The organism is Staphylococcus sp. EG-SA-17 (genome assembly GCF_017151845.1).
In the GTDB taxonomy this organism is placed as follows: Bacteria; Bacillota; Bacilli; order Staphylococcales; family Staphylococcaceae; genus Staphylococcus; species Staphylococcus aureus.
Window position 1 is genome coordinate 140753 of sequence record NZ_JACVZO010000002.1, and the last position, 23160, is coordinate 163912.

Sequence of the window (23160 nt, forward strand, 5' to 3'; positions counted from 1 at the left end):
TTTAATCGTAGGATGCTTCCTTTTTGTTATATCTAATTCGTAATTTATGATTGTTTATTCGGTCCTTTGATGTTCACTAAATGTGACTTTAAATCTTGTTCTAATTGTTGTAATTCTTTTTCAGCTAATTGTCGTTCTTCGCGACCGTGTTGTTGAATAATTAATGTTTCTTCAATTGTCTCAATAATGTTACGCTGTGTACGTTTCAATGTATCAAGATCAACAATGCCACGCTCATTTTCTGTTGCAGTTTCAATCGCATTTTGTTTCAACATTTCAGCATTTGCTGTTAATAAATCATTAGTTGTATCAGTGACAGCTCGTTGTGTAGCAACTGCATTACGCTGTCTCATTAATGTAAGCGCAATGGCCATTTGATTTTTCCATAGTGGAATACTTGTCAAAATTGAACTTTGTATCTTCTCGGCAAGTGCTTGATTAACATTTTGAATCATACGAATTTGTGGCGCAGTTTGCAAAGCTATTTGTCTTGAAAGCTGTAAGTCATATATGCGTTTATCTAGTCTATCTATAAATTGCTGCATATCTGCAACTTGTTGAATATCCATTTGATTAGTGGGTTGCTGCGCTTGCTGTTGCAATTGTGGTAGCTTTTCATTTTCTAATTGCAACTTTTTTTGCTGTGCAGCAATGATATGCAATGATAAGTCATCAAAGTATTGTTTGTTTTTATCATATAGCGTATCTAATAATTCAATATCTCTTGTTAAATGCGTTTGATGTTTCTGCAGTTGAATTGTTATGCGATCGACTTGAGCACTAACTGATTGCATTCTTGAAAAGATTTCATTGATAGACGACTTTGCTCTGCTAAAAATTCTTTTTAACATAGATGGTTTATCAGTATTTAACTCATTTGGATTAACTGACTTTAGTTTTGACATTAAATCTGACAAAGTATCTCCAATAGGACCAACATCTTTACTTTGTACTTCATCCAACATTTGATGTGAAAATTGAGACATTTGTTTCTGTAAATCAGAACCAAACGCCAATAAACCTTCATTGTCTAAAGGGTTAATTTGTTTACTGATTGTGTCTACCTGTTTTTGTTGTTCAATTGTTAATTTTTCTTTTTGAATAGTATTATTCGATAATTCTTTATCGCTTATAAAATCATCTAGTGGATGACTTTCTTTGAAACTTTTATTTTCAGTCATCAATCATCTCTCCAATAGTTGCTATTTTACATCAATCTTGATGATGTTTTTGATGTAACTTATTTAATTCCATTTCAATATCTAAACGTTCATAATCATCTTCGTTGAGACGCTTTAAATCAGCGATTAATGTTCGTTTGACCTCATCCAAAGTAATTCGTGTTTGTTCTAACTTTTGCTGTTCATTAATTGATTTTTTGGGCATTTTTGCTAGACGTGTATATGCATCAACCAAATTTAAAGCATTATCAATATGAGAATAAAAAAAGCCTTCAACTTTATAAAATGATGCAGGTCTCTGTCTAACTGTCGTATAAATAGAACGTGAAATTTGGTATATATCATTAATCTGCCTAAAATCTTTAATTGATCTTATATTGACATACGTTTTTAAAATACCTCTAAGTTTTTGATGTGTATGATTTAACTGATTTCGAATATAGCGATAGTCTTTTCTAGTCAAACCAATTTCGTTTAAATATTTGCGTGAAGTGAGTTTTTGTATCGGTAGGTATGTCATTAAAAAGCCAACAATACCAATAGACATATCAATTAAAAAAGATACATCAAGTGCAATCATCCCAAATATGCTTGTTAAAAACGCTACAGGAATTCCCACTAACACCCCAAATATATGAGAAATATTATATCTCACTGTCATCTTCCTTTATTTAGCATTTTATATTGATCGAAAATCCGATAATTTTTGATTTAGTTCTAACTCTTCAAGTTGATGGCTTGTTACATTTGATGCTGGTGAGGCACCTTCAATTACACCTTGAATAAATCTCTCTATATCTGCGTCATCCCCTTGTGCATATATCTCTACATAGTCATCTACATTTTGAACAGTACCGACAATGTTATAGTTCATTGCAATGCGTTGTGTAAAATATCTAAATCCGACGCCTTGAACGCGTCCGAATACTTGTAAATGTATATGTCTCATTTTTACCACCTCATAATGTTATTATACGTAGTTTTACTTAAAAAAACTAATAATTACTATAGTTACTACTTTGTTTGTTTCAAGTCGTCAAACTTGATTTTCAGAGGATAAAGGTATAAAAATAAGTATAGAGTTTTTGAAGTATGGAAGGGGTCTTTAATAATGTGGACAGTTACCAAAATTAGAGCCGATTATGAGGGATGGTGGTTATTCAGTGACTGGCCAGAAAACATTGTTGAAAAATATCAATATCAAGATTTTGATGACATGTTTAAGCACTATCAACAATTGATTAATCAATGTAAAGTTCAGTTCGATAATTATGTCACAGGCAAATATAATATTTATGCATTTTATAATAATTGTGACATGAACTATTGCGAAGATTGTGAAGAGGATTTACAAATATTTTATAGTTTCATTGTTTTACAAAATAATGAAGTATATTATAAACTACCAATAATTGATTAAATGAATATTTTTTATTATTGTATTGCAATTTGGTAATAACTGCACTATAATACAAGTTAAGCAGATGATTATTCCATATTGCAAAGAATATTTGAGTGAAATTTGCATGTATTTTTTGTAATATGCGAATAAGCATATTGAATGAATTTTAGTCTTGGAGGTTTCAGATTATGAAACAAGGTACAGTTAAATGGTTTAACGCTGAAAAAGGATTCGGCTTTATCGAAGTTGAAGGAGAAAATGACGTATTCGTACATTTTTCAGCAATTAACCAAGATGGTTACAAATCATTAGAAGAAGGTCAAGCTGTTGAGTTTGAAGTAGTTGAAGGCGACCGCGGTCCACAAGCCGCAAACGTTGTTAAACTATAATTCTTAGATTTGAATCATTGATTTTAACTAACACCTTACCAAGAAGTAAGGTGTTTTTATATGCTTATTACAAATACTTAACGCGATGAGTTTCTCAACCAAATTGAGAACTCTTTTTTTATATCACCAACATTGTTTGCAATAGAAAATTATATTTATATAATATAATTATGGTGTACAACGACGAGGTGATTTTATGAAATATCTTATCCTTAGTTTAGTTGCTAATTTATTAGTTTTCGGTGTATTATCTGCAATTGGTTTAAATATTAATATTTTAGCAGCAATGATGATTGTATTAGTGATTCCGATAATGATTTCTGGGATATTATTTTTCAAAACTAATATTGATAAAACATACATATTTTTCAACATCATATTCATAGACTTTTATTATTATATTTACAATGTACATTTAATGACTTTGCCAAAGTTTAATAATTATATCAAAACAGAGATGATGGAATTAGAACATATTGATGTATTAATTACAAGTAAAGATTTTGGATTTGATGAAATTCTGTTTTATACATTATATTTGTTGTTAATTCTTATCGTTTTATATTATTTGAAAAAGCAAGTAAAGAATAAAAACTAATTTCATGATGCTTGTTTAAAGTGTGGTATGTAAATGATGCTTTAAATTAGTTGAATAGGGCTAACTAAATATAAAGGATTAATGACAAAAAGAAATAAATACTTTCTAACTAAAAAAGTGCTGTTCTTCCTTTTTTAGAGTATATGTCCAAGCATGTTATCTACAGTCATCCTATAATGCATAAAAATTCCCCGAGTCACAGTATAATTTTCTGTGCTTCGGGGATTACTTTGTTTATTTTTATTTTATATCATTAATAATGAGTTGTCTTAACGATTGTCGCTTTATAACTTCACGTGCTTTGCCATCTTTTAAGAAAAACACAGAAGGCTTTTGCATTTGATTGTAATTGGATGCCATAGAGTAATGATATGCACCAGTTGATAATATAGCAAGATAGTCTCCACGTTTGACTGATGAAGGTAATTTAGCGTCTTTAATAATGATATCACCAGACTCGCATAATTTTCCAGCTATAGTTACACTGTCATCTGCTTTTTCATTTCTATTAACAAGCAATGCTTGATACTTTGCGTCATAAAGTGCAGTTCTGATATGATCACTCATACCGCCATCGATAGAAACATATTTATTAATCCCTGGAATTTCTTTAATGGTTCCAACTTCATATAAAGTAACGCCAGCTTCACCTACAATAGATCGTCCTGGTTCAATACCTATTTCTGGTGCATCTATACCTAGAACTTTAATTTCGGATTTTATTGCGTCTGTAATATCTTTAATACCACTTTCGATAGGGAAACTTTCATCACCTTCAACATATTTAATACCAAAGCCACCACCAAGGTTTAATAATTCAACTTGAATGCCTTGCTCTTTAAGCCAACGTAAAACAATTTTAGCAGTTTCAATAAATGCTTCTGTACCTTCAATCTGTGAACCAATATGACAATGTACACCTTTTAATTTTAAGTGTTTAGATTGTTGGACTTTGTCAATTGCTTTTTTAGCTAAGCCATATTGAATTGATAACCCAAACTTACTATCTTCTTGACCAGTTTGAATAAATTCGTGTGTATGTGCTTCAACACCTGGATTAACTCGTAATACAACTTGAACCGTATCATTAGCATAGCGGTCTATTAATTCAATTTCTTCTAATGAATCTATAACAAAATAACCGATGTTATTTTCTAAAGCATACCTAATTTCATGTTTCGTTTTATTGTTACCATGGAAATGGATGCGATTCGGTTCAAAACCTGCTTCTAAAGCTGTATATAATTCACCTTCAGAAACAACATCTAACTGTAAATCTTCCTCAGCTACAAGTTTGACCATTTGAATGCAAGTAAATGCCTTTGAGGCGTATGAAATATTGTATTTTAATCCACTATCTTTAAATGCGCGATGGTAACGGCGCATCTGTTCTCTAATTTGTAGTTCATCATAAACAATGGTAGGTGTACCAAAGCTTTGCGCAATCGTTTTTAAACTAATACCATCCATTGTTAATTCGCCATTTTGATTATATTTAACAGTCATTTGAAATGTACTCCTTTTTTAAAGAATCATGATTCATAGCACTTAATTGTTCAGAATTTGCACCAACACCTTTAAAGGTATATTCATCGATGCGGATATCATTATTATAAAGAATAACTTCATCTTGTGCATGTACATTGCCATCTACTTCAACAAACATATGGCTCATCATTAATGCACGTATCGGGTAGCGTTTACCATTGATAAGTGCTTCATGTTTAGCACGAGTTCTTAAAATTCCATCGCCATAACCGATATCAACTACAGCTAATTTTGTATTGTTTTTAGTCACTTCAAAGGCAAAGCTATAACCGCAATAATCACCAGCTTGTACTTCGCGCACTTGAATAACATGTGCTTTTACAGTTAATGACTGAACTATATCATGTTGATTCAGTGAACTATATGGTCTTGAACCGTATAACGCAATACCTACACGCGCATGTGTATGGTGGGGTAGTAATATTTGTCCTTCCCGATAAAAACTCGCACTATTTTGAGCATGGATTAGGTCGAACTGATAACCTTCAGATAAAAGTGCTTCAACAATTTCCATCCATTGTGAACGTTCAACATTATAATCTGACACATCGAATTCATCAGCATATCCAAAATGGGTCCATAAACCACTAATAATCATTTTTGCGTTTTGATTATGATGGTGATCTTTCAATACTTCTTTAATTTCGTTTAAATCTTTAAATCCAGACCGATGTAATAAATTTTCAAATTCTAAGTGAACATGAATACCTGCTAAATCATTTTTATGCTTATAGTAATATGTCAACGACGGCAAAGTCATGTGTATTTGATGTTCACGGACTAAATCAAACTCGTAAACTGCATTCATTAAAAAGATTGTTGCATCTGGAGCAAGTTGTCTAATTTGAATTGCTTCTCGTAGTGATGTTGTGCTAAATGTATCTATACCTGCATGGATAAACTGAGTTACAGCAAATTCTAGGTCATAGTGATATGCATTATTTTTAACAACTGCCATTAATGGCTGATTGTTTTTGACTGTGATTGCATTTTGTAAAAATATTTTCTTATTTACAGACCATGTTGCTGTCAATGTATTACACCTCTTTGTAATTATTTAATAAATTTTCGTAAAAATTAACCACGTTTATTAACACTTTTTCATCAAAATTTAAATGTGATGTGTGCAAACCAGTTACAAAACCTTTATCTTCATTTCGTGTTCCTATAAAAACAAAGTAAGCTGGAGCTAGTTGTTGACCATAAAAACTAAAATCTTCCCCAAATAAGAATGGCGTTGGTTTGTCATAGACATTTAAATCAGCTTTTATTAAGGCGTCCTCTATTTGAGTACGTAATTTCGGACTATTGATTGTAGGGGGATAACCTTCTGCAAATTTAACTTCACAATCTACATTAAACAGAAGCTTGACACTTTCTGCTATCTTGTGCATTTGATTTTTAACGATTGTTAAATCATCAATATCATATGTACGAATAGTACCTTCTAAATAACCATTACTTGGTACAGTGTTAATCGCTTCACCAGCTTTAAAATGACCAATATGAACAATATTTCGTTTCAAACCGTTAAGGTGAAATTGTTGAATTTGTGATATTTGAGTTAATACATGTTGTAATGCTTCACCACAAGAATGACCTTGTTCTTTATCAGCAACATGACTTGACAGGCCTGTTAAGAAAAAGCGATACTCTGTTGCGCTGGCCGTAATTTCTTCATCTCTTATCACTGCAATGCCTTCATCAGCAAATGGGTTAACATGAATACCAAATACCGCTTCAATTGGATACTTATCAAAGGCACCGGCTTTTATTAATCGATTTGCACCGCCACCAGTTTCTTCTGCAGGTTGGAAAATGAAAACGACATTTTGCGGTAATTGACTTGCATCTTGCATGTCTTTGCAACGTTGTACAAAAAGCATTAATGCAGTTGTATGACCATCATGTCCACAAGCATGCATCACATGATCAGATTGACTGCGATAAGGCACATCATTTTCCTCTAAAATAGGTAACGCATCAATATCAGCTCTATACGCTATCGTATGTGAGCCATTACCTTCTAAGTATGCAATGACGCCAGTTTCCAATGGGCAATCGTATTTAATATTTAAACTATCTAAAAACGCTTTAATATAAGCAGTTGTTTCAAATTCATGTAAGCTTAATTCAGGATGTTGATGTAAATGACGGCGATGTTTCGTAACAAATTCTAATTCATTCATAATTATCAATCCTTTGTGTTAAATTACTATATAAATAGTGTAACGTATTTCGAAATTTGTGATCATAAGTTTATTCAATGATAAACAATAAGGTTGAGACATAATCGTATCTCAACCTTGAAATTATTATACGTTGACGTCACTAGTCATTTAGTTTTCTTAATGCTGCTACAATTTCTTTTTTAGTATCTTGTACTTCAGAAGCTTGCTTAATCACTTTTGCAGGTGTACCAGCAACAACTGCACCAGCTGGTACATCTTGTGTCACAATCGCACCAGCTGCAACAATAGCACCTTTACCAACACGTACACCTTCTAAAATAACTGCATTTGCACCGATTAAAACATCATCCTCGATTATAACTGGTGAAGCACTAGGGGGTTCAATCACACCTGCTAATACTGCGCCAGCCCCTACATGTACATTTTTACCAGTTGTAGCACGACCACCGAGAGTAGCATTCATATCAATCATTGTACCTTCGCCAACGACTGCGCCAATATTAATTGTTGCGCCCATCATAACGACAGCACCATCTTCAATAATGGCTTGTTCTCTAATAAACGCACCTGGTTCAATTCGTGCATTCGTATTTGTTAAGTCTTTTAATGGAATGGCAGAATTGCGACGATCCATTTCAATTTCTATATCTTCGAATTGACTACCATATGCTTCGTAAAAAGGTTTCCAATCATCTGCTTCACAAAAGATTACTTTTGATTGTTCTGAACCAAATACTTTAAAACTTTCTGGATATGTGATGCCTTCAAAATTCCCATTTAAATATACTTTAATTGGTGTAGATTTTTTAGCATCACTTATATATTGAATAATTTCTTCAGCTGTTAAATGTTGTACCATAAAATAATCGATCTCCTTTAATATGTTTATAGGTTGTCAAACGTATATAAGCCGTTTGGTTTATTAACTAAGCGTTCTGCTGCTTGTATTGCACCATTCGCAAAAATATCTTTTGATTGTGCACGATGCGTGATTTGAATCGTTTCATCAGTGCCGGCAAATAGAACTTCATGTTCACCGACAATCGTACCTCCACGAATAGAATGTATACCAATATCTTGTGGCTGGCGTTTTTCATTTAATTCATGTCTATCATACACAGGTGTTACATTTTCTTTCAAAGATACAATCACGTCATATAATTTTTCTAACGTACCACTTGGTGCATCTACTTTTTTATTATGATGTGCCTCAGTCAATTCGATATCGAAATCATCAAGTAGGGGAACAGCAGCTGCTAAAATTTTAGTCAATGCATAAACGCCATAACTCATGTTCGCGCTGAAAAATACAGGCATATTTTGACTCAATTCATCTAACTTATTAAGTAGTTTTTCTTTCTCGCCAGTTGTTGCTACCACTAATGGCAAATGAAACTCTTCATCTAATAATGGGAATAATAGATTCGGATTTGAAAAATCTATTGCAACATCGGCATCTTTAACATCTGCAATATGTTGATATTGTTGATATGGCGTTGTTGCTTTCGGTGTATTTTCAATGACCCCAACAATTTCATGGCCTTTTTCTTCTGCTAATCTAGCAACGCGTTGATTCATTGCGCCATAGCCAATTAGTAATATCTTCACTCATTTTCACCCGCCTTAAATGTGTCATATGCTTCACGAAGCACTTTAGTATCTGTATCTTCTAGGCTAACCAATGGTAAACGTAATTCATAGTTTCCAAATCCTAAATAACTTGTTAAAGCTTTAATAGGAATTGGGTTAATATCAACTGATAGGGCTGATAACAGTGTGCCGATTGGTTTAAATTGATCTTGAATATCTAATCCGCTTTGTTGAGCATCGTATAACGCTTGAAATTCTTTAGGAATGACATTAGCAATGACAGAAATAACGCCTTGACCACCACGTTGATAGTATTCTACAACATTGTCATCATTGCCACTATATAAAGCAAATACATTGGTATCAATGCGCTTTTTCACTTCTTCTAAATACTCAAAATCATTCGTAGCATCTTTTAAAGCAACTATATAAGGATGTTGACTTAATGTTTCGACTGTTTCTGGTTCAATCGTCATATTTGTTCTTGATGGCACATTGTACAGCACGACTGGTAATTTCACAGCATCTGCAATCGCTTCAAAGTGTTTGACTAAACCACGTTGGTTCGTTTTGTTGTAGTAGGGCGTAATTAACATAATTGCATCAGCACCTAAGGCTTTAGCTTGGATTGAAGTTTGGATTGACTTTTCAGTATCATTAGTGCCAGTTCCTGCTATGACAGGAACACGTTTATCTACAAGATCAATAACTGCTTTTAGAATGCGTTCTTTTTCATCTGTTGTTAAAGTAGGGCTCTCAGCAGTAGTTCCATTAACGATGATTGCTTGGGCATTATTTTCTAGTAAAAAATTAACGTGTGCTTTCAAAGCTTCAAGATTAACTTTGTTATTTGTAAAAGGGGTTGTAAGTGCAACGCCAACACCCTCAAATAAATGTGTCATTTTAATTCGCTCCTTTTAAACGCATAACTTGTTCCAATACTTGTACAGCATTTAATGCAGCACCTTTTAATAAATTGTCTGATGTACACCATACATGGAAAGTATTTTCTAATGAATCATCTCTACGTATACGGCCAACAAACACTTCATCTTTATTAGTAGAATTGATTGCCATTGGATATTCATTGTTCTCTGGATTGTCTACTAAAACAACGCGGTCATCTTGATCAAATAATGCTTTAATATCTTCTGCAGTCGCTTCTTTGTCAAGCGTTACATCAATTTCAACACTATGACTATCTTGAACAGGCACACGTGCGCATGTTGCTGTTACTTTTAAGTCTGGCGCATTTAAAATTTTTCTCGTCTCATCAATCATTTTTTGTTCTTCTTTTGTATATCCATTTTCTAAAAACACATCAATATGCGGTAACACATTATTATAAATTGGATGTGGATATGCTTCTGGTGCTTTACCATTTACACCTTCAGCTAAATCTTTCTTACCTTTCATCCCTGAACCTGATACAGCTTGATATGTTGTATATGCCACTCGTTTTAAACCATAAGCATCTTGCAATACTTTTAATGGCACAACAGATTGAATCGTAGAGCAGTTTGGATTGGCAATGATACCTCTTGTAAATGTAGGTTCATTGACTTCCGGAACGATTAAATCAATATCTTCTGCCATACGCCATTGACTTGAATTGTCTATAACGATTGCACCAGCTTTTTCAAAGAGTGGGGCAAAGTGTTCGCTTGTACCGCCACCAGCACTCATTAATACATAATCGAAATGTTCACTTGCACGAGCATCAGTTAATTCTTGTACTGTATATGTTTTTTCTTGAAATTCAACTTCTTGCCCTGCAGAACGTGCTGATGAAAATAATACTAATTCATCGAAAGGAATATTTTTACGATTTAATGTCTCCAACATTTTTGTACCTACTAATCCTGTTGCACCCACAACTGCTAACTTTGTCATAACTTGTCACTCCATTTTATAATAATTTCCAATTTTTAGAATATTTTAACAATCATTTTACCATTAAATGTTAAATGCGTCATATAGTTTTTCTACCGCTTGTTGCCCATTAAAATCATCAATGACGTATGAAATACTTATTTCAGATGTTGTTGTTTGGTAGAAAGGTATATTATTTTCAATTAATGTCAAAAATGCTTTTGATGCCACACCTGACATATCACGCATGCCTGAGCCAATTAATGAAATTTTGACATAATGCTCATTGATTTTATAAGCTAATGCTTCATATTGATTCTTTAATGTTTCAAGAATCATAGAAATTTGATGAAAATCACTATCTTTAATCGTGAAGGATAGTTGTAGCCCATCCAAGTTGACGATTTGTGAAATCATATCAACATTTACAGCACCTTCTTCAAGTTCCGTAAATAGTTGGGTAAGTAGCTGATTGTCAGGTAGGGGATAACTAATTGTTACATGCATCATATGTTTATCCAAAGCCACACCAGTAACTGCTTTTTTCTCTAATATTTCTTCATTTGACATAATCCATGTTCCTTTCACGTTCGATAAAGTTTTTCCTAAATATAAAGGGATATTATAGTTTTTAGCTAATTCAACACTTCTTGTTTCAAGTACACCAGCACCTAAAGCGCTCATTTCCATCATTTCTTCATATGAGACGATGTCTAGTCGTTTAGCTTTTGGTAAAAGTCTTGGGTCAGTGGCATACACACCATCAACGTCGGTATAAATTTCACAAGGTATTTGATTACTAACAGCAAGTGCCACAGCGGTCGTATCAGAACCGCCTCTGCCTAAAGTTGTTAATTCCTGATGTTCATTGATGCCTTGAAATCCAGCAACTACTAAAATATCGTTTTCTTGAAAGGCTTGTTCAAATGTTTGAGGATTAATTTGAGCAATTTTACTTTTTAAATGATGGCCAATGGTTTTAATACCTGCTTGATAGCCAGTCATTGCTTTGGCATTCACACCGATATCATTTAATACCATTGATAAATAAGATACAGTTTGTTGCTCTCCGGTTGTCAATAATAATGCCAGTTCTTGTTGTTTTGGTGCTTTAGTCAAGGTCGATACATTCGTCATTAATTGATCTGTTGTGTTACCCATAGCACTTACAACGACAATTAATTGTTCATCTTGATTGACTCGCTCCTTTAACATTTCAGCGATCCTTTTTATTTTTGTAAAATCACTGACGGATGATCCGCCAAATTTCAACACACTTCTTGTTACCATATAATCCTCCTAATTGTTAGGAAGGGCACACAATAATAAAAAAAGAGCAAGTTCGGAATGCGAACTTGCTCTTAATCTATATACAAGTGATGCACTCCATTATTTTTAAATAATGACAAACTCTCAGCTCTTAACCAAAAAGTCCAACAAATTATAACTGCTATTATAATTGCTTCGGCATCGCACCCTTTCAAATTTAGCTGTTAGCAGACAGTAATCTAAACTTTACTCATGATTGATGCGCCTCATCAAAATATTATTAAATTGGTATGTGTTCATTATACATATGACAAATATGAATGTAAACCGATAATTTAGATTTTTTGGAATAACCTGAAAATTCAAGTTATAGCGTTGCTTATATTTTAAAAGGTGGTGATAATGAGACTTTTTGAAAAATAAAATTCAAAATACTTATAGCATACTCAATATGCACATTAAATAAATGTACTCTTTTAATGCGGTGATAACTGTATTTGTAATTTAGAGAAGGGGTGTTCACTGTGCTGATGTGTTAAAAAATAAAATAAAAAGGACACCTCGATGCTATAAATATTAGCATCGAGACGCCCAGTTAATGTCTATTAAATTGAATATAGTCTCGGATATGAATCAATGCCCTAGGCCCTGCAATGTTATATTGACAGTAGTTGACTGAATGAAAATGACTTTGTAGCTAGCTTTTTTCAATCCTTGTCGGTGCCACACATAGAGAAATTGGATTCCTAATTTCTACAAACAATACAAGTTGCGGAATAAGTCCCAATATAGAAGGTGACAGTAAGCCAACTTACAATAATGTGCAAGTTGGTCGGGCCTCAACACAGAGATTTTCGAAAAGAAATTCTACATATTATGTTTATTTTAAAACGCCGATTTCTTGCAAGTATTCTTCATATGGAATTTCTTTTGAAACGCCGCCTTGTTTATTTAAATCGATAACACGGTTTGCAATCGTGTTGATAAATTCGAAGTCATAAGAAGTAAAGATGATAGAACCTTTAAATGATTTAAGACCATCATTGACAGCAGTAATACTTTCTAAGTCTAAGTGGTTAGTAGGTTCGTCAAGTAAAAGTACATTCGCACTTGATAACATCATTTTACTTAACATACAACGTACTTTTTCTCCACCTGAAAGCACACTAGCTTTTTTCTTAACTTCTTCACCACTAAATAACATACGACCTAAGAAACCACGTAAAAATGTTTCTGTTTGTTCATCTTCAGGAGCATATTGTCTTAACCAATCAACGAGATTCATATTTACACCCTCAAAGAACTCTGAGTTATCTTTAGGGAAGTAACTTAATGATGTAGTAACACCCCATTTAAATGAACCTTCGTCTGGTTCCATTTCGCCAGCTAATATTTTAAGTAATGTTGTTTTTGCAATTTCACTATCTCCAATTAAAATCGCTTTATCATTTGGATTCATTGTGAATGATACATTATCTAATACTTTTTCGCCGTCAATTGTTTTAGAAAGATTTTGAACGATTAATAAGTCGTTACCAATCTCACGCTCAGGCGTGAATTTAACGAAAGGATATCTTCTTGATGATGGTTGAATATCATCTAATTCAATTTTCTCAAGTTGTTTTTTACGACTTGTTGCTTGTTTAGATTTAGAAGCGTTAGCTGAGAAACGAGCAATAAAGTCTTGTAACTCTTTCATTTTTTCTTCTTTTTTCTTGTTTTGTTCTTGAGCCATCTTTTGAGCTAACTGACTAGATTGATACCAAAAATCATAGTTACCAACATAAACTTTAATTTTACCAAAGTCTAAATCAGCGATATGAGTACATACATTATTTAAGAAATGGCGGTCATGTGATACTACGATAACAGTATTATCAAAGTTAATTAAGAAATCTTCTAACCAACTGATTGCTGGAATATCCAGACCGTTAGTAGGCTCATCCAGTAATAGTACGTCTGGTTCACCGAATAAACTTTGCGCTAATAATACTTTAATTTTTTGGTTGTTTTCTAATTCAGCCATTTTTTTATCGTGTAAAGTTGGATCGATACCTAAACCAGATAAAAGGTTAGCTGCATCAGCCTCAGCATTCCAACCATTCATTTCTGCAAATTCACCTTCAAGTTCAGCAGCACGGATACCATCTTCATCACTGAAATCTGGCTTCATATAGATTTCATCTTTTTCTTTCATAACCTCATAAAGACGTTCGTGACCTTTAATTACAACATCAAGCACACGTTCATCTTCATAAGCATAGTGGTCCTGTTTTAAAACAGCTAGACGTTCATTTTTACCTAATGAAACATGTCCTGTTTGAGAATCTAATTCACCAGATAATATTTTTAAGAATGTTGATTTACCTGCACCATTCGCACCAATTAATCCATAACAATTACCTTCTGTAAATTTAATATTTACATCTTCAAATAGTTTACGATCTCCAAAACGTAAACTCACATCAGTTACTTGTAACATGCATTTTCTCCTTTTTTTCATTCGATATTCTAACGGAAGAATTATATCATATTATCGTCACAGTTTCGACCTCATATAAGTTGTAATGATAGAATGACTCACACATGTTATAATAATAAAGAATACAAGAATCGAAGGAGAATAACATGGCATTAGACAAAGATATAGTAGGTTCTATAGAATTCCTTGAAGTAGTAGGGTTACAAGGTTCAACTTACCTTTTAAAAGGACCAAACGGTGAAAACGTAAAGTTAAACCAATCAGAAATGAACGATGATGATGAATTAGAAGTAGGTGAAGAATATAGTTTCTTCATTTATCCAAACCGTTCAGGTGAATTATTTGCAACTCAAAATATGCCTGATATTACGAAAGATAAATATGACTTTGCTAAAGTACTTAAAACGGATCGCGATGGGGCACGTATAGATGTTGGATTACCCCGTGAAGTGTTAGTACCATGGGAAGATTTACCAAAAGTGAAATCACTATGGCCACAACTAGGTGATCATTTGCTAGTCACATTACGAATTGACCGTGAGAATCATATGTATGGACGATTAGCGAGTGAATCTGTTGTAGAAAATATGTTTACACCTGTACACGACGATAATTTAAAAAACGAAGTCATTGAAGCCAAACCTTACCGCGTATTACGAATTGGTAGCTTTTTATTAAGCGAATCAGGTTACAAAATTTTCGTACATGAATCAGAACGTAAAGCTGAACCAAGATTAGGTGAATCTGTTCAAGTTAGAATTATCGGGCATAATGATAAAGGTGAGTTAAATGGTTCATTTTTACCACTTGCACATGAACGTTTAGACGATGACGGCCAAGTCATCTTTGATTTACTAGTTGAATATGATGGTGAATTACCATTCTGGGACAAATCAAGCCCTGAAGCGATTAAAGAAGTATTCAATATGAGTAAAGGTTCATTCAAACGTGCAATCGGTCACTTATATAAACAGAAGATTATTAATATAGAAACAGGCAAAATCACTTTAACTAAAAAAGGTTGGAGTCGAATTGACTCAAAAGAATAATCATTTTTACACGTATCGTAGGATGCGTGTTTTTTATATTCAATATTAAATCGGATAGATGAAGTAGTTTTTTAATTTCATCTGTCCATTTTTTTGTGTACATATTTAAATTTCGATAATTTTTCAGGAAGCATTTTAATTTTACTAATGAAGCAATATTTTTTAGATTAACAAAAATTAATATTTACATTTTCTTAACAAATTTTTATGTAACATTTACAGTTTCTAAAAATGAGGTTAATAATTCAAGGTTAAGATAAAGATGTAATCAATACAAATACTATTTGTTGTTCATACAGGGAGGATATTTCAATGAAAAAATGGCAATTTGTTGGTACTACAGCTTTAGGTGCAACACTATTATTAGGTGCTTGTGGTGGCGGTAATGGTGGCAGTGGTAATAGTGATTTAAAAGGGGAAGCTAAAGGTGATGGCTCATCAACAGTAGCACCAATTGTGGAGAAATTAAATGAAAAATGGGCTCAAGATCACTCGGATGCTAAAATCTCAGCAGGACAAGCTGGTACAGGTGCTGGTTTCCAAAAATTCATTGCAGGAGATATCGACTTCGCTGATGCTTCTAGACCAATTAAAGATGAAGAGAAGCAAAAATTACAAGATAAGAATATTAAATACAAAGAATTCAAAATTGCGCAAGATGGTGTAACGGTTGCTGTAAATAAAGAAAATGATTTTGTAGATGAATTAGACAAACAGCAATTAAAAGCAATTTATTCTGGAAAAGCTAAAACATGGAAAGATGTTAATAGTAAATGGCCAGATAAAAAAATAAATGCTGTATCACCAAACTCAAGTCATGGTACTTATGACTTCTTTGAAAATGAAGTAATGAATAAAGAAGATATTAAAGCAGAAAAAAATGCTGATACAAATGCTATCGTTTCTTCTGTAACGAAAAACAAAGAGGGAATCGGATACTTTGGATATAACTTCTACGTTCAAAATAAAGATAAATTAAAAGAAGTTAAAATCAAAGATGAAAATGGTAAAGCAACAGAGCCTACGAAAAAAACAATTCAAGATAACTCTTATGCATTAAGTAGACCATTATTCATTTATGTAAATGAAAAAGCATTAAAAGATAATAAAGTAATGTCAGAATTTATCAAATTCGTCTTAGAAGATAAAGGTAAAGCAGCTGAAGAAGCTGGATATGTAGCAGCACCAGAGAAAACATACAAATCACAACTAGATGATTTAAAAGCATTTATTGATAAAAATCAAAAATCTGACGACAAGAAATCTGATGATAAAAAGTCTGAAGACAAAAAATAATAAGACGCAATTTCAAATGTGTCTTGAAACATGATTTTGATGGTGAATCATTATTTAGAGTACAAAGCTTGATTTATCGAGACGCTGATTTTGACATTCAGTAAGTCTACAAGCTTATCAACTTAAAATAGTGGTTCATCATTATTTTACAAATCTAATTATTTTGGGAGTAATAGAAAGAGGTTTGATTATGACTTCATCTACTAATGTTAAAGCTTTAATCGAAAAAAATAATAATAAAAAAGGGAAGCATAATGACAAAATTATACCAGTTATTTTAGCCGCAATTTCAGCGATTTCCATTTTAACAACACTAGGTATATTAATCACATTGCTTTTAGAAACCATCACTTTTTTCACCAGAATTCCAATAACTGAATTTCTATTTTCTACTACTTGGAATCCTACCGGTTCAGACTCTAAGTTTGGTATCTGGGCATTGATAATAGGGACTTTAAAAATCACAGTTATTGCGACTATATTTGCAGTTCCAGTCGGGCTTGGTGCAGCAATTTATTTAAGTGAATATGCAAGTGACCGTGCACGACGCATAATTAAACCGATATTAGAAATTTTAGCAGGAATACCAACAATTGTGTTTGGTTTCTTTGCATTAACCTTTGTTACACCAGTATTAAGATCTTTCATACCAGGTCTTGGAGAGTTTAATGCTATAAGTCCCGGCTTAGTTGTCGGTATTATGATTGTCCCTCTCATCACAAGTTTGAGTGAGGATGCAATGGCATCTGTACCAAATAAAATTCGAGAAGGTGCCTATGGACTTGGAGCAACTAAATTAGAAGTAGCAACTAAAGTCGTACTTCCTGCAGCAACATCAGGTATTGTAGCTTCAATCGTTCTCGCGATTTCAAGAGCAATTGGAGAAACGATGATTGTATCATTAGCGGCAGGTAGTTCGCCAACAGCTTCATTAAGTTTAACAAGTTCGATTCAAACAATGACTGGATATATTGTTGAGATAGCGACAGGTGATGCAACATTTGGATCAAATATTTATTACAGTATTTATGCTGTAGGATTCACATTATTTATCTTTACCTTAATCATGAATTTACTTTCTCAATGGATTTCTAAGCGTTTTAGGGAGGAGTATTAATATGGAAATGACAGATAATAATAGACAATCACTCGTCGATCAACAACTTGTCCAAAAACATTTATCATCCAGAACGGTTAAAAATAAAGTGTTCAAACTCATATTTTTAGCATGTACATTATTAGGACTTGTCGTACTTATTGCGTTGTTAACTCAAACATTGATTAAGGGGGTAAGTCATTTAAATTTACAGTTTTTCACTAATTTTTCTTCTTCAACACCATCTATGGCTGGCGTTAAAGGCGCGTTAATCGGTTCACTTTGGTTAATGTTAAGTATCATTCCATTATCAATCATCCTAGGAATAGGTACAGCTATATACTTAGAAGAATATGCGAAAAACAACAAATTTACTCAGTTTGTTAAAATCAGTATTTCCAATTTAGCTGGTGTACCATCAGTTGTATTTGGGTTATTAGGTTACACTTTGTTCGTTGGTGGCGCGGGGATTGAAGCCTTGAAAATGGGTAACAGTATATTGGCAGCAGCGCTAACAATGACCTTACTGATATTACCAATTATTATTGTTTCAAGTCAGGAAGCAATTAGAGCTGTACCTAACTCAGTACGCGAAGCTTCTTACGGTTTAGGTGCTAATAAATGGCAAACGATAAGACGTGTTGTCTTACCAGCAGCGTTACCTGGTATTTTAACTGGATTCATTTTGTCTCTTTCAAGAGCACTGGGAGAAACAGCGCCACTTGTGCTTATCGGTATACCGACTATATTATTGGCAACACCTAGGAGTATATTGGATCAATTTTCAGCATTACCTATCCAAATATATACTTGGGCGAAAATGCCTCAAGAAGAATTCCAGAATGTTGCATCGGCAGGCATTATCGTTTTACTAGTTATCTTAATATTAATGAATGGCGTTGCGATTATTTTACGTAACAAATTTAGTAAAAAATTCTAATTTAAACAATCAATCTCATTTATCTATTAAAAAGGGAGTTTTAAACATGGCGCAAACACTTGCACAAACTAAACAAATATCTCAAAGTCATACGTTTGATGTCTCACAAAGTCATCATAAAACACCAGATGATACAAACTCACATTCTGTTATATATTCAACACAAAATTTAGACTTATGGTATGGCGAAAATCATGCATTGCAAAATATTAATTTAGATATTTATGAAAATGAAATAACTGCCATTATAGGTCCATCTGGTTGTGGCAAATCAACATATATTAAAACTTTGAATCGAATGGTTGAGTTAGTACCCACAGTCAAAACAGCTGGTAAAATACTATATCGCGATCAAGACATATTTGATCAAAAATATTCTAAAGAACAATTACGTACAAATGTGGGCATGGTCTTTCAACAACCTAATCCATTTCCAAAATCAATATACGATAATATTACTTACGGTCCAAAGATTCACGGTATTAAAAATAAAAAAGTTCTTGATGAAATCGTTGAGAAATCATTACGTGGCGCGGCAATTTGGGATGAACTAAAGGATAGGTTGCACACAAATGCATATAGTTTATCCGGCGGGCAACAACAGCGTGTTTGTATCGCGCGTTGTTTAGCAATTGAACCTGAAGTCATTTTAATGGATGAACCGACATCAGCATTAGACCCAATCTCAACATTAAGAGTAGAAGAGTTGGTTCAAGAACTAAAAGAAAAGTATACAATTATTATGGTTACACATAATATGCAACAAGCAGCTCGTGTATCAGATAAAACTGCATTTTTCTTAAATGGTTATGTCAATGAATATGATGATACTGATAAAATTTTCTCTAACCCATCAAACAAGAAAACAGAAGATTATATTTCAGGAAGGTTTGGTTGATATATAATGGCAATAATTAGACAACGATATCAGGAGCAACTTGATGATTTAATAAAAGAATTACGTCGGTTAGGTGCAAATGTCTATGTGAGTATTGAAAATGGTATAAAATCATTAAGTATTGACGATAGAGGCTTTGCACGACAAACAGTTAAAAACGATAAACATATCAATCAATTAAATTATAATATTAATGAGCGAGTTATCATGTTAATTACAAAGCAACAGCCCATTGCGAGTGATTTGCGTATGATGATTTCTTCATTAAAAATCGCCTCCGATTTAGAAAGAATAGGAGATAATGCATCGAGTATTGCCAATATTCGATTGCGTACGAAGATTACAGATGATTATGTGTTAACCCGTTTAAAGACAATGGGTAAATTAGCTATGTTAATGTTAAAGGACTTAGATCAAGCATTTAAAAAGAAAGATACCGTATTAATAAGAGAAATAATTGAGCGTGATGAAGATATCGATGACTTATATAGTCATATTATTAACGCAACGTATCTTATTGATAACGATCCATTTGTCGCTGCACAAGCTCATTTAGCAGCAAGACATTTAGAACGTATTGGTGATCATATTATTAACATCGCTGAAAGTGTTTATTTTTATTTAACAGGTACACATTACGAACAATAACTTAAAGTTATTACTATAAAATCCCTTACGATAAATATATATTTCTATTATTCATAAACCCTCAAAAAAAAAACCAAGATTCTCACAATTAGTAATGTGAAAATCTTGGTTTATATTGTTCTACTATAAATTGTCTCGCATCTTAGTTATTTGCTTGCTCAATTTCATCTGTTAATTTTTCAACTTCATCGACTAAATCAGAAATATATTGAATTGTAGATTTAAGTGGCTGTTCTGTAGTAATGTCCACACCTGCAATGTTTGCAAGTTCGACAGGTGATACACTACCACCTTTTTTCAATGTTTCTAACCAAGCATCAACAGCTTGTTGGCCTTCATTTTTAATCTTTTGAGAAACGACAGTTCCGATTGTTAAGCCAGCAGAATACGTATACGAATATAATCCCATATAGTAATGAGGTTGACGCATCCATGTTAATTCAGCACCCTCAGTCATGTCTACTACATCTCCAAAAAATTGTTTATAAACATTTAGCATTATTTCATTTAATGTCGGCGCATTTAAAGATTCACCTTGATCTACTTTGTGATACACTTCACGTTGATAAGCAGCTTCTAATAAATGGGTAACCATATTATGATAATATGTTCTAGATAAAATTGAGCCAATAACCCAACGCTTAAATCTTGGATTATCACTTGTGTTAAATAAATAATTGGCCATCAACATTTCATTCATTGTAGAAGGGGCTTCAACAAAGTACATTGATGCTTCTGATTCAAGATATGGTTGATGTTTTTGAGCTGATGTAAAATGACCTGCATGACCTAATTCATGTGCTAGGACAAATGCTTCAGCCATTTTACCAGTCCAAGAAATGAACACATACGAATGTGTAAAGTATGGACTTGCACAAAATGCGCCTGTATCTTTACCTTTATTTTGTGCAAAATCAATCCATCGCTGATCGTATGCTTCACGTAACATGTTTGTATAGTCATCACCTAAAACACTTAACGCACCGAAAATATAATTTTTTGAGTCTTCAATTGAAATCTCTGGTTCATAATCAGGGTCTACAGAAATTTTCAAGTCTTCAAAACGCATGTTATCTAATTCGTGAATACGTTGTAAAAGTTTAGCATATTTCTGCATAACTGGTGCCAAGTCACGCATAATCATATCGATTTGACGGTCAAACATATCACGCGTTACTTCTTGACTATGTAGTAAATAATCGATGACCGATTCAAATCCACGTAAATCAGCTTCAATTTTTTCTTGTTGTACTTGCATATTATATGTAGCCGCGGTAGTATGCTGATATTTTCGAATCCCATCGCTAAACGATTTGAAACTTTTACGTCTAAACTCAGGATCTTTATTATCTTCATAATCATTTTCAAACGTAGCATAGTCGACAGGGTACGTTGTACCATCATGTTCAAATGAATCGAATGTAATATCTAGCATTTTTGTCGTGCCGTATAAATCGTAAGGACTGTTTAGCGTAGGTGATAAAGTTGCTAATACTTGTTCTACCGACGCAGATAATTGGAATGGCTTTTGTTTTATTAACTGTTTAATATAGTGTTGATATGGACATGATTCTTCTAATTGTTGAAGTATTTCTTCTGGTAATTCAAGTATTTCTGACTCTACAAATGATAATTGGCTAACAATTTTACCATATGTAGTAGATAATTTAGCGCTCAATACTTGCGCCTCAATATTACTAGTATCTACACTTAAACGTAGTTCTGCATAATTACTTAAGCGATCTAAGGCAATTAAAATATTTTCTAATTCAGCTAAAGCAGTATTAATTTGTTCGATTGAATTTAATGTTGTTGCATATGTATGATGAAATTGATTTGCTTGTTGTACTAGAGCGTCAATACTTTCATAATATTGTTGATCATCTTTAAATAAGTCTACTAAATCCCATGTTTCTGAAACAGGAACATCTTCTCTTAAAAGTAAACCTTGAGACATATAATCACTCCTTTGGTATAATACATTCATTATACATAATTTTGTCTCCTAAACGATAATGTTACGATTTCCATGTCGCAAGGAACAATGATTTTTCTAATAGTAGATAGAATATTGCTTGAAACTGACTGCTATTGTTTAAGTTTTTAAAAATTTATAATAAAATGTATACAAGGAAAGTAATGAAATAAAAGGAGAATGAATATGACATTATTCGATATGCCTAATTATTTATGGATTACAACATTAATAATGATTTTATTAACAATATTCTGTTGCTTAGTTTTAAATAAATGGTTTGTATCTGCAGTAATTACATTTGTTATATTAGGTGTGCTTGCATTTTTTATTCCAAATTTTCAAGATATAAAATATCAACCATTATTAGGATACGCTGCATTTTTAGCGATTATGAGTTTATTAATTAGTTTTCTATTATGGTATTTTACTAGAAATTGGCGTAAAGAAAGAAAAGCGCGTAAATTAGAAAAGCAAATTGAAAAATACGGCTATGAGGGCGCTGAACTTCGCCGTAAAGATAAAAAATAATATTCGACAACTATATGCACAAAATCATCGACTTTTAAGTTACACTGCAGTAACAATTATTTCGAAAGAGATGGAATACAGTGCTATAGTTGTTTTTGTTTTGACTTTTTTATATTTTACATGGTTGACTTGATTCAAAATATTATATTTTATAATGATTTTGTTAAAAAATTAAATATACTTCAATTTCTTTTGGGATAATAC

At 32.8% G+C, this 23160-nt stretch carries 24 protein-coding genes and 1 riboswitch; of the genes, 11 read left to right on the forward strand and 13 right to left on the reverse strand.

From position 1 onward, the window contains the following. Nucleotides 1–44 precede the first annotated feature (44 nt). Genes IDG65_RS01695 through IDG65_RS01705 form a run of 3 tightly spaced genes read right to left on the reverse strand, consistent with a single transcriptional unit; the run spans nucleotide 45 to nucleotide 2130 of the window. Nucleotides 45–1181 (reverse strand): toxic anion resistance protein, encoded by a 1137-nt coding sequence (locus IDG65_RS01695; protein WP_052997615.1) that lies wholly within the window; start codon nucleotides 1179–1181, stop codon nucleotides 45–47. Between the two features lie 31 nt (nucleotides 1182–1212). Continuing rightward, complete coding sequence (locus IDG65_RS01700; protein ID WP_001788788.1) at nucleotides 1213–1842, reverse strand: 5-bromo-4-chloroindolyl phosphate hydrolysis family protein; 630 nt, start codon at nucleotides 1840–1842, stop codon at nucleotides 1213–1215. A gap of 18 nt (nucleotides 1843–1860) precedes the next feature. Next, complete coding sequence (locus IDG65_RS01705; protein WP_001215907.1) at nucleotides 1861–2130, reverse strand: acylphosphatase; 270 nt, start codon at nucleotides 2128–2130, stop codon at nucleotides 1861–1863. A 162-nt stretch (nucleotides 2131–2292) separates the two neighbouring features. On the opposite strand from IDG65_RS01705, the gene msaA reads away from it, so the two are divergent. The 3 genes from msaA to msaC all read left to right on the forward strand — a co-directional run bounded on the left by msaA (nucleotide 2293) and on the right by msaC (nucleotide 3570). Next, nucleotides 2293–2601, forward strand: a complete 309-nt coding sequence (gene msaA / locus IDG65_RS01710; RefSeq protein WP_000269923.1) for a regulatory protein MsaA — start codon at nucleotides 2293–2295, stop codon at nucleotides 2599–2601. Nucleotides 2602–2771: 170 nt separating this feature from the next. Continuing rightward, nucleotides 2772–2972, forward strand: coding sequence for a cold shock protein CspA (gene cspA, locus IDG65_RS01715; RefSeq protein ID WP_000809131.1), 201 nt, complete (start codon nucleotides 2772–2774; stop codon nucleotides 2970–2972). Nucleotides 2973–3168: 196 nt separating this feature from the next. After that, nucleotides 3169–3570, forward strand: coding sequence for a sarA expression modulator MsaC (gene msaC, locus IDG65_RS01720; protein WP_000876203.1), 402 nt, complete (start codon nucleotides 3169–3171; stop codon nucleotides 3568–3570). A gap of 240 nt (nucleotides 3571–3810) precedes the next feature. On the opposite strand, the gene lysA is transcribed toward msaC, so the two are convergent. The 9 genes from lysA to IDG65_RS01765 form a co-directional block, all read right to left on the reverse strand. Beyond that, nucleotides 3811–5076 (reverse strand): diaminopimelate decarboxylase, encoded by a 1266-nt coding sequence (gene lysA / locus IDG65_RS01725; protein WP_000216942.1) that lies wholly within the window; start codon nucleotides 5074–5076, stop codon nucleotides 3811–3813. Further along, complete coding sequence (locus tag IDG65_RS01730) at nucleotides 5066–6151, reverse strand: alanine racemase (RefSeq protein WP_000127589.1); 1086 nt, start codon at nucleotides 6149–6151, stop codon at nucleotides 5066–5068. The genes lysA and IDG65_RS01730 overlap by 11 nt, the downstream gene beginning before the upstream one ends. Nucleotides 6152–6155: 4 nt before the next feature. After that, the gene (locus tag IDG65_RS01735; RefSeq protein WP_001003801.1) at nucleotides 6156–7307 is read right to left on the reverse strand and encodes an amidohydrolase; all 1152 of its coding nucleotides are present in this window, start codon (nucleotides 7305–7307) and stop codon (nucleotides 6156–6158) included. Nucleotides 7308–7449: 142 nt separating this feature from the next. Beyond that, complete coding sequence (dapD, locus tag IDG65_RS01740; RefSeq protein ID WP_000249839.1) at nucleotides 7450–8169, reverse strand: 2,3,4,5-tetrahydropyridine-2,6-dicarboxylate N-acetyltransferase; 720 nt, start codon at nucleotides 8167–8169, stop codon at nucleotides 7450–7452. Nucleotides 8170–8195: 26 nt separating this feature from the next. Then, nucleotides 8196–8918, reverse strand: a complete 723-nt coding sequence (gene dapB / locus IDG65_RS01745) for a 4-hydroxy-tetrahydrodipicolinate reductase (RefSeq protein WP_000698233.1) — start codon at nucleotides 8916–8918, stop codon at nucleotides 8196–8198. Then, nucleotides 8915–9802 (reverse strand): 4-hydroxy-tetrahydrodipicolinate synthase, encoded by an 888-nt coding sequence (gene dapA, locus IDG65_RS01750; RefSeq protein WP_000149276.1) that lies wholly within the window; start codon nucleotides 9800–9802, stop codon nucleotides 8915–8917. Before dapA ends, dapB begins: the two co-directional genes overlap by 4 nt. A gap of 1 nt (nucleotide 9803) precedes the next feature. Further along, on the reverse strand, nucleotides 9804–10793 hold the full coding sequence (locus IDG65_RS01755) for an aspartate-semialdehyde dehydrogenase (protein ID WP_000163522.1): 990 nt from the start codon (nucleotides 10791–10793) through the stop codon (nucleotides 9804–9806). A 63-nt stretch (nucleotides 10794–10856) separates the two neighbouring features. Then, nucleotides 10857–12062, reverse strand: a complete 1206-nt coding sequence (locus IDG65_RS01760; RefSeq protein ID WP_000258716.1) for an aspartate kinase — start codon at nucleotides 12060–12062, stop codon at nucleotides 10857–10859. 81 nt (nucleotides 12063–12143) lie between these two features. Next, a riboswitch (Lysine riboswitch) is annotated at nucleotides 12144–12319 on the reverse strand. Nucleotides 12320–12921: 602 nt separating this feature from the next. Continuing rightward, entirely contained in the window at nucleotides 12922–14523 is a 1602-nt protein-coding gene (locus tag IDG65_RS01765; RefSeq protein WP_000942303.1) for an ABC-F family ATP-binding cassette domain-containing protein, read from the reverse strand. 146 nt (nucleotides 14524–14669) lie between these two features. Here IDG65_RS01765 and cvfB point away from each other — a divergent pair, with 146 nt between their 5' ends. The 6 genes from cvfB (at nucleotide 14670) to phoU (ending at nucleotide 20450) form a co-directional block, all read left to right on the forward strand. Beyond that, nucleotides 14670–15572 (forward strand): RNA-binding virulence regulatory protein CvfB, encoded by a 903-nt coding sequence (gene cvfB / locus IDG65_RS01770; protein WP_001162348.1) that lies wholly within the window; start codon nucleotides 14670–14672, stop codon nucleotides 15570–15572. A 312-nt stretch (nucleotides 15573–15884) separates the two neighbouring features. Continuing rightward, nucleotides 15885–16868 (forward strand): phosphate ABC transporter substrate-binding protein PstS, encoded by a 984-nt coding sequence (locus tag IDG65_RS01775; RefSeq protein ID WP_000759232.1) that lies wholly within the window; start codon nucleotides 15885–15887, stop codon nucleotides 16866–16868. A gap of 190 nt (nucleotides 16869–17058) precedes the next feature. After that, nucleotides 17059–17985 carry a phosphate ABC transporter permease subunit PstC gene (gene pstC, locus IDG65_RS01780; protein WP_052997616.1) on the forward strand — a complete coding sequence of 309 codons (927 nt, stop codon included), beginning with the start codon at nucleotides 17059–17061 and terminating at the stop codon, nucleotides 17983–17985. Between the two features lies 1 nt (nucleotide 17986). Next, entirely contained in the window at nucleotides 17987–18904 is a 918-nt protein-coding gene (pstA, locus tag IDG65_RS01785; RefSeq protein WP_052997617.1) for a phosphate ABC transporter permease PstA, read from the forward strand. A gap of 46 nt (nucleotides 18905–18950) precedes the next feature. Then, nucleotides 18951–19802: a phosphate ABC transporter ATP-binding protein PstB gene (gene pstB / locus IDG65_RS01790; protein ID WP_000079445.1), complete on the forward strand. Its 852-nt coding sequence runs from the start codon at nucleotides 18951–18953 to the stop codon at nucleotides 19800–19802. Nucleotides 19803–19808: 6 nt separating this feature from the next. After that, the gene (gene phoU, locus IDG65_RS01795) at nucleotides 19809–20450 is read left to right on the forward strand and encodes a phosphate signaling complex protein PhoU (RefSeq protein WP_000974850.1); all 642 of its coding nucleotides are present in this window, start codon (nucleotides 19809–19811) and stop codon (nucleotides 20448–20450) included. A gap of 142 nt (nucleotides 20451–20592) precedes the next feature. On the opposite strand, the gene pepF is transcribed toward phoU, so the two are convergent. Next, nucleotides 20593–22407 (reverse strand): oligoendopeptidase F, encoded by a 1815-nt coding sequence (gene pepF / locus IDG65_RS01800; protein ID WP_000077545.1) that lies wholly within the window; start codon nucleotides 22405–22407, stop codon nucleotides 20593–20595. Between the two features lie 204 nt (nucleotides 22408–22611). On the opposite strand from pepF, the gene IDG65_RS01805 reads away from it, so the two are divergent. Both IDG65_RS01805 and IDG65_RS01810 read left to right on the forward strand, forming a co-directional pair. Further along, nucleotides 22612–22956 carry a 6TM ABC transporter family protein gene (locus tag IDG65_RS01805; protein ID WP_000171798.1) on the forward strand — a complete coding sequence of 115 codons (345 nt, stop codon included), beginning with the start codon at nucleotides 22612–22614 and terminating at the stop codon, nucleotides 22954–22956. Further along, complete coding sequence (locus tag IDG65_RS01810) at nucleotides 22904–23089, forward strand: hypothetical protein (RefSeq protein WP_001791844.1); 186 nt, start codon at nucleotides 22904–22906, stop codon at nucleotides 23087–23089. Before IDG65_RS01805 ends, IDG65_RS01810 begins: the two co-directional genes overlap by 53 nt. The last annotated feature ends 71 nt before the right edge of the window (nucleotides 23090–23160 follow it).

Bases quoted from the DNA above. Each gene is read 5' to 3' on its own strand.
- IDG65_RS01755 (WP_000163522.1), bottom strand. From the start codon at position 10,793: ATGACAAAGTTAGCAGTTGTGGGTGCAACAGGATTAGTAGGTACAAAA.
- IDG65_RS01700 (WP_001788788.1), bottom strand. From the start codon at position 1,842: ATGACAGTGAGATATAATATTTCTCATATATTTGGGGTGTTAGTGGGA.
- IDG65_RS01705 (WP_001215907.1), bottom strand. From the start codon at position 2,130: ATGAGACATATACATTTACAAGTATTCGGACGCGTTCAAGGCGTCGGA.
- msaA (WP_000269923.1), top strand. From the start codon at position 2,293: ATGTGGACAGTTACCAAAATTAGAGCCGATTATGAGGGATGGTGGTTA.
- cvfB (WP_001162348.1), top strand. From the start codon at position 14,670: ATGGCATTAGACAAAGATATAGTAGGTTCTATAGAATTCCTTGAAGTA.
- msaC (WP_000876203.1), top strand. From the start codon at position 3,169: ATGAAATATCTTATCCTTAGTTTAGTTGCTAATTTATTAGTTTTCGGT.
- pstC (WP_052997616.1), top strand. From the start codon at position 17,059: ATGACTTCATCTACTAATGTTAAAGCTTTAATCGAAAAAAATAATAAT.
- cspA (WP_000809131.1), top strand. From the start codon at position 2,772: ATGAAACAAGGTACAGTTAAATGGTTTAACGCTGAAAAAGGATTCGGC.
- dapD (WP_000249839.1), bottom strand. From the start codon at position 8,169: ATGGTACAACATTTAACAGCTGAAGAAATTATTCAATATATAAGTGAT.
- IDG65_RS01695 (WP_052997615.1), bottom strand. From the start codon at position 1,181: ATGACTGAAAATAAAAGTTTCAAAGAAAGTCATCCACTAGATGATTTT.
- IDG65_RS01765 (WP_000942303.1), bottom strand. From the start codon at position 14,523: ATGTTACAAGTAACTGATGTGAGTTTACGTTTTGGAGATCGTAAACTA.
- pstA (WP_052997617.1), top strand. From the start codon at position 17,987: ATGGAAATGACAGATAATAATAGACAATCACTCGTCGATCAACAACTT.
- lysA (WP_000216942.1), bottom strand. From the start codon at position 5,076: ATGACTGTTAAATATAATCAAAATGGCGAATTAACAATGGATGGTATT.
- pepF (WP_000077545.1), bottom strand. From the start codon at position 22,407: ATGTCTCAAGGTTTACTTTTAAGAGAAGATGTTCCTGTTTCAGAAACA.
- IDG65_RS01775 (WP_000759232.1), top strand. From the start codon at position 15,885: ATGAAAAAATGGCAATTTGTTGGTACTACAGCTTTAGGTGCAACACTA.
- phoU (WP_000974850.1), top strand. From the start codon at position 19,809: ATGGCAATAATTAGACAACGATATCAGGAGCAACTTGATGATTTAATA.
- pstB (WP_000079445.1), top strand. From the start codon at position 18,951: ATGGCGCAAACACTTGCACAAACTAAACAAATATCTCAAAGTCATACG.
- IDG65_RS01735 (WP_001003801.1), bottom strand. From the start codon at position 7,307: ATGAATGAATTAGAATTTGTTACGAAACATCGCCGTCATTTACATCAA.
- IDG65_RS01760 (WP_000258716.1), bottom strand. From the start codon at position 12,062: ATGGTAACAAGAAGTGTGTTGAAATTTGGCGGATCATCCGTCAGTGAT.
- IDG65_RS01805 (WP_000171798.1), top strand. From the start codon at position 22,612: ATGACATTATTCGATATGCCTAATTATTTATGGATTACAACATTAATA.
- dapA (WP_000149276.1), bottom strand. From the start codon at position 9,802: ATGACACATTTATTTGAGGGTGTTGGCGTTGCACTTACAACCCCTTTT.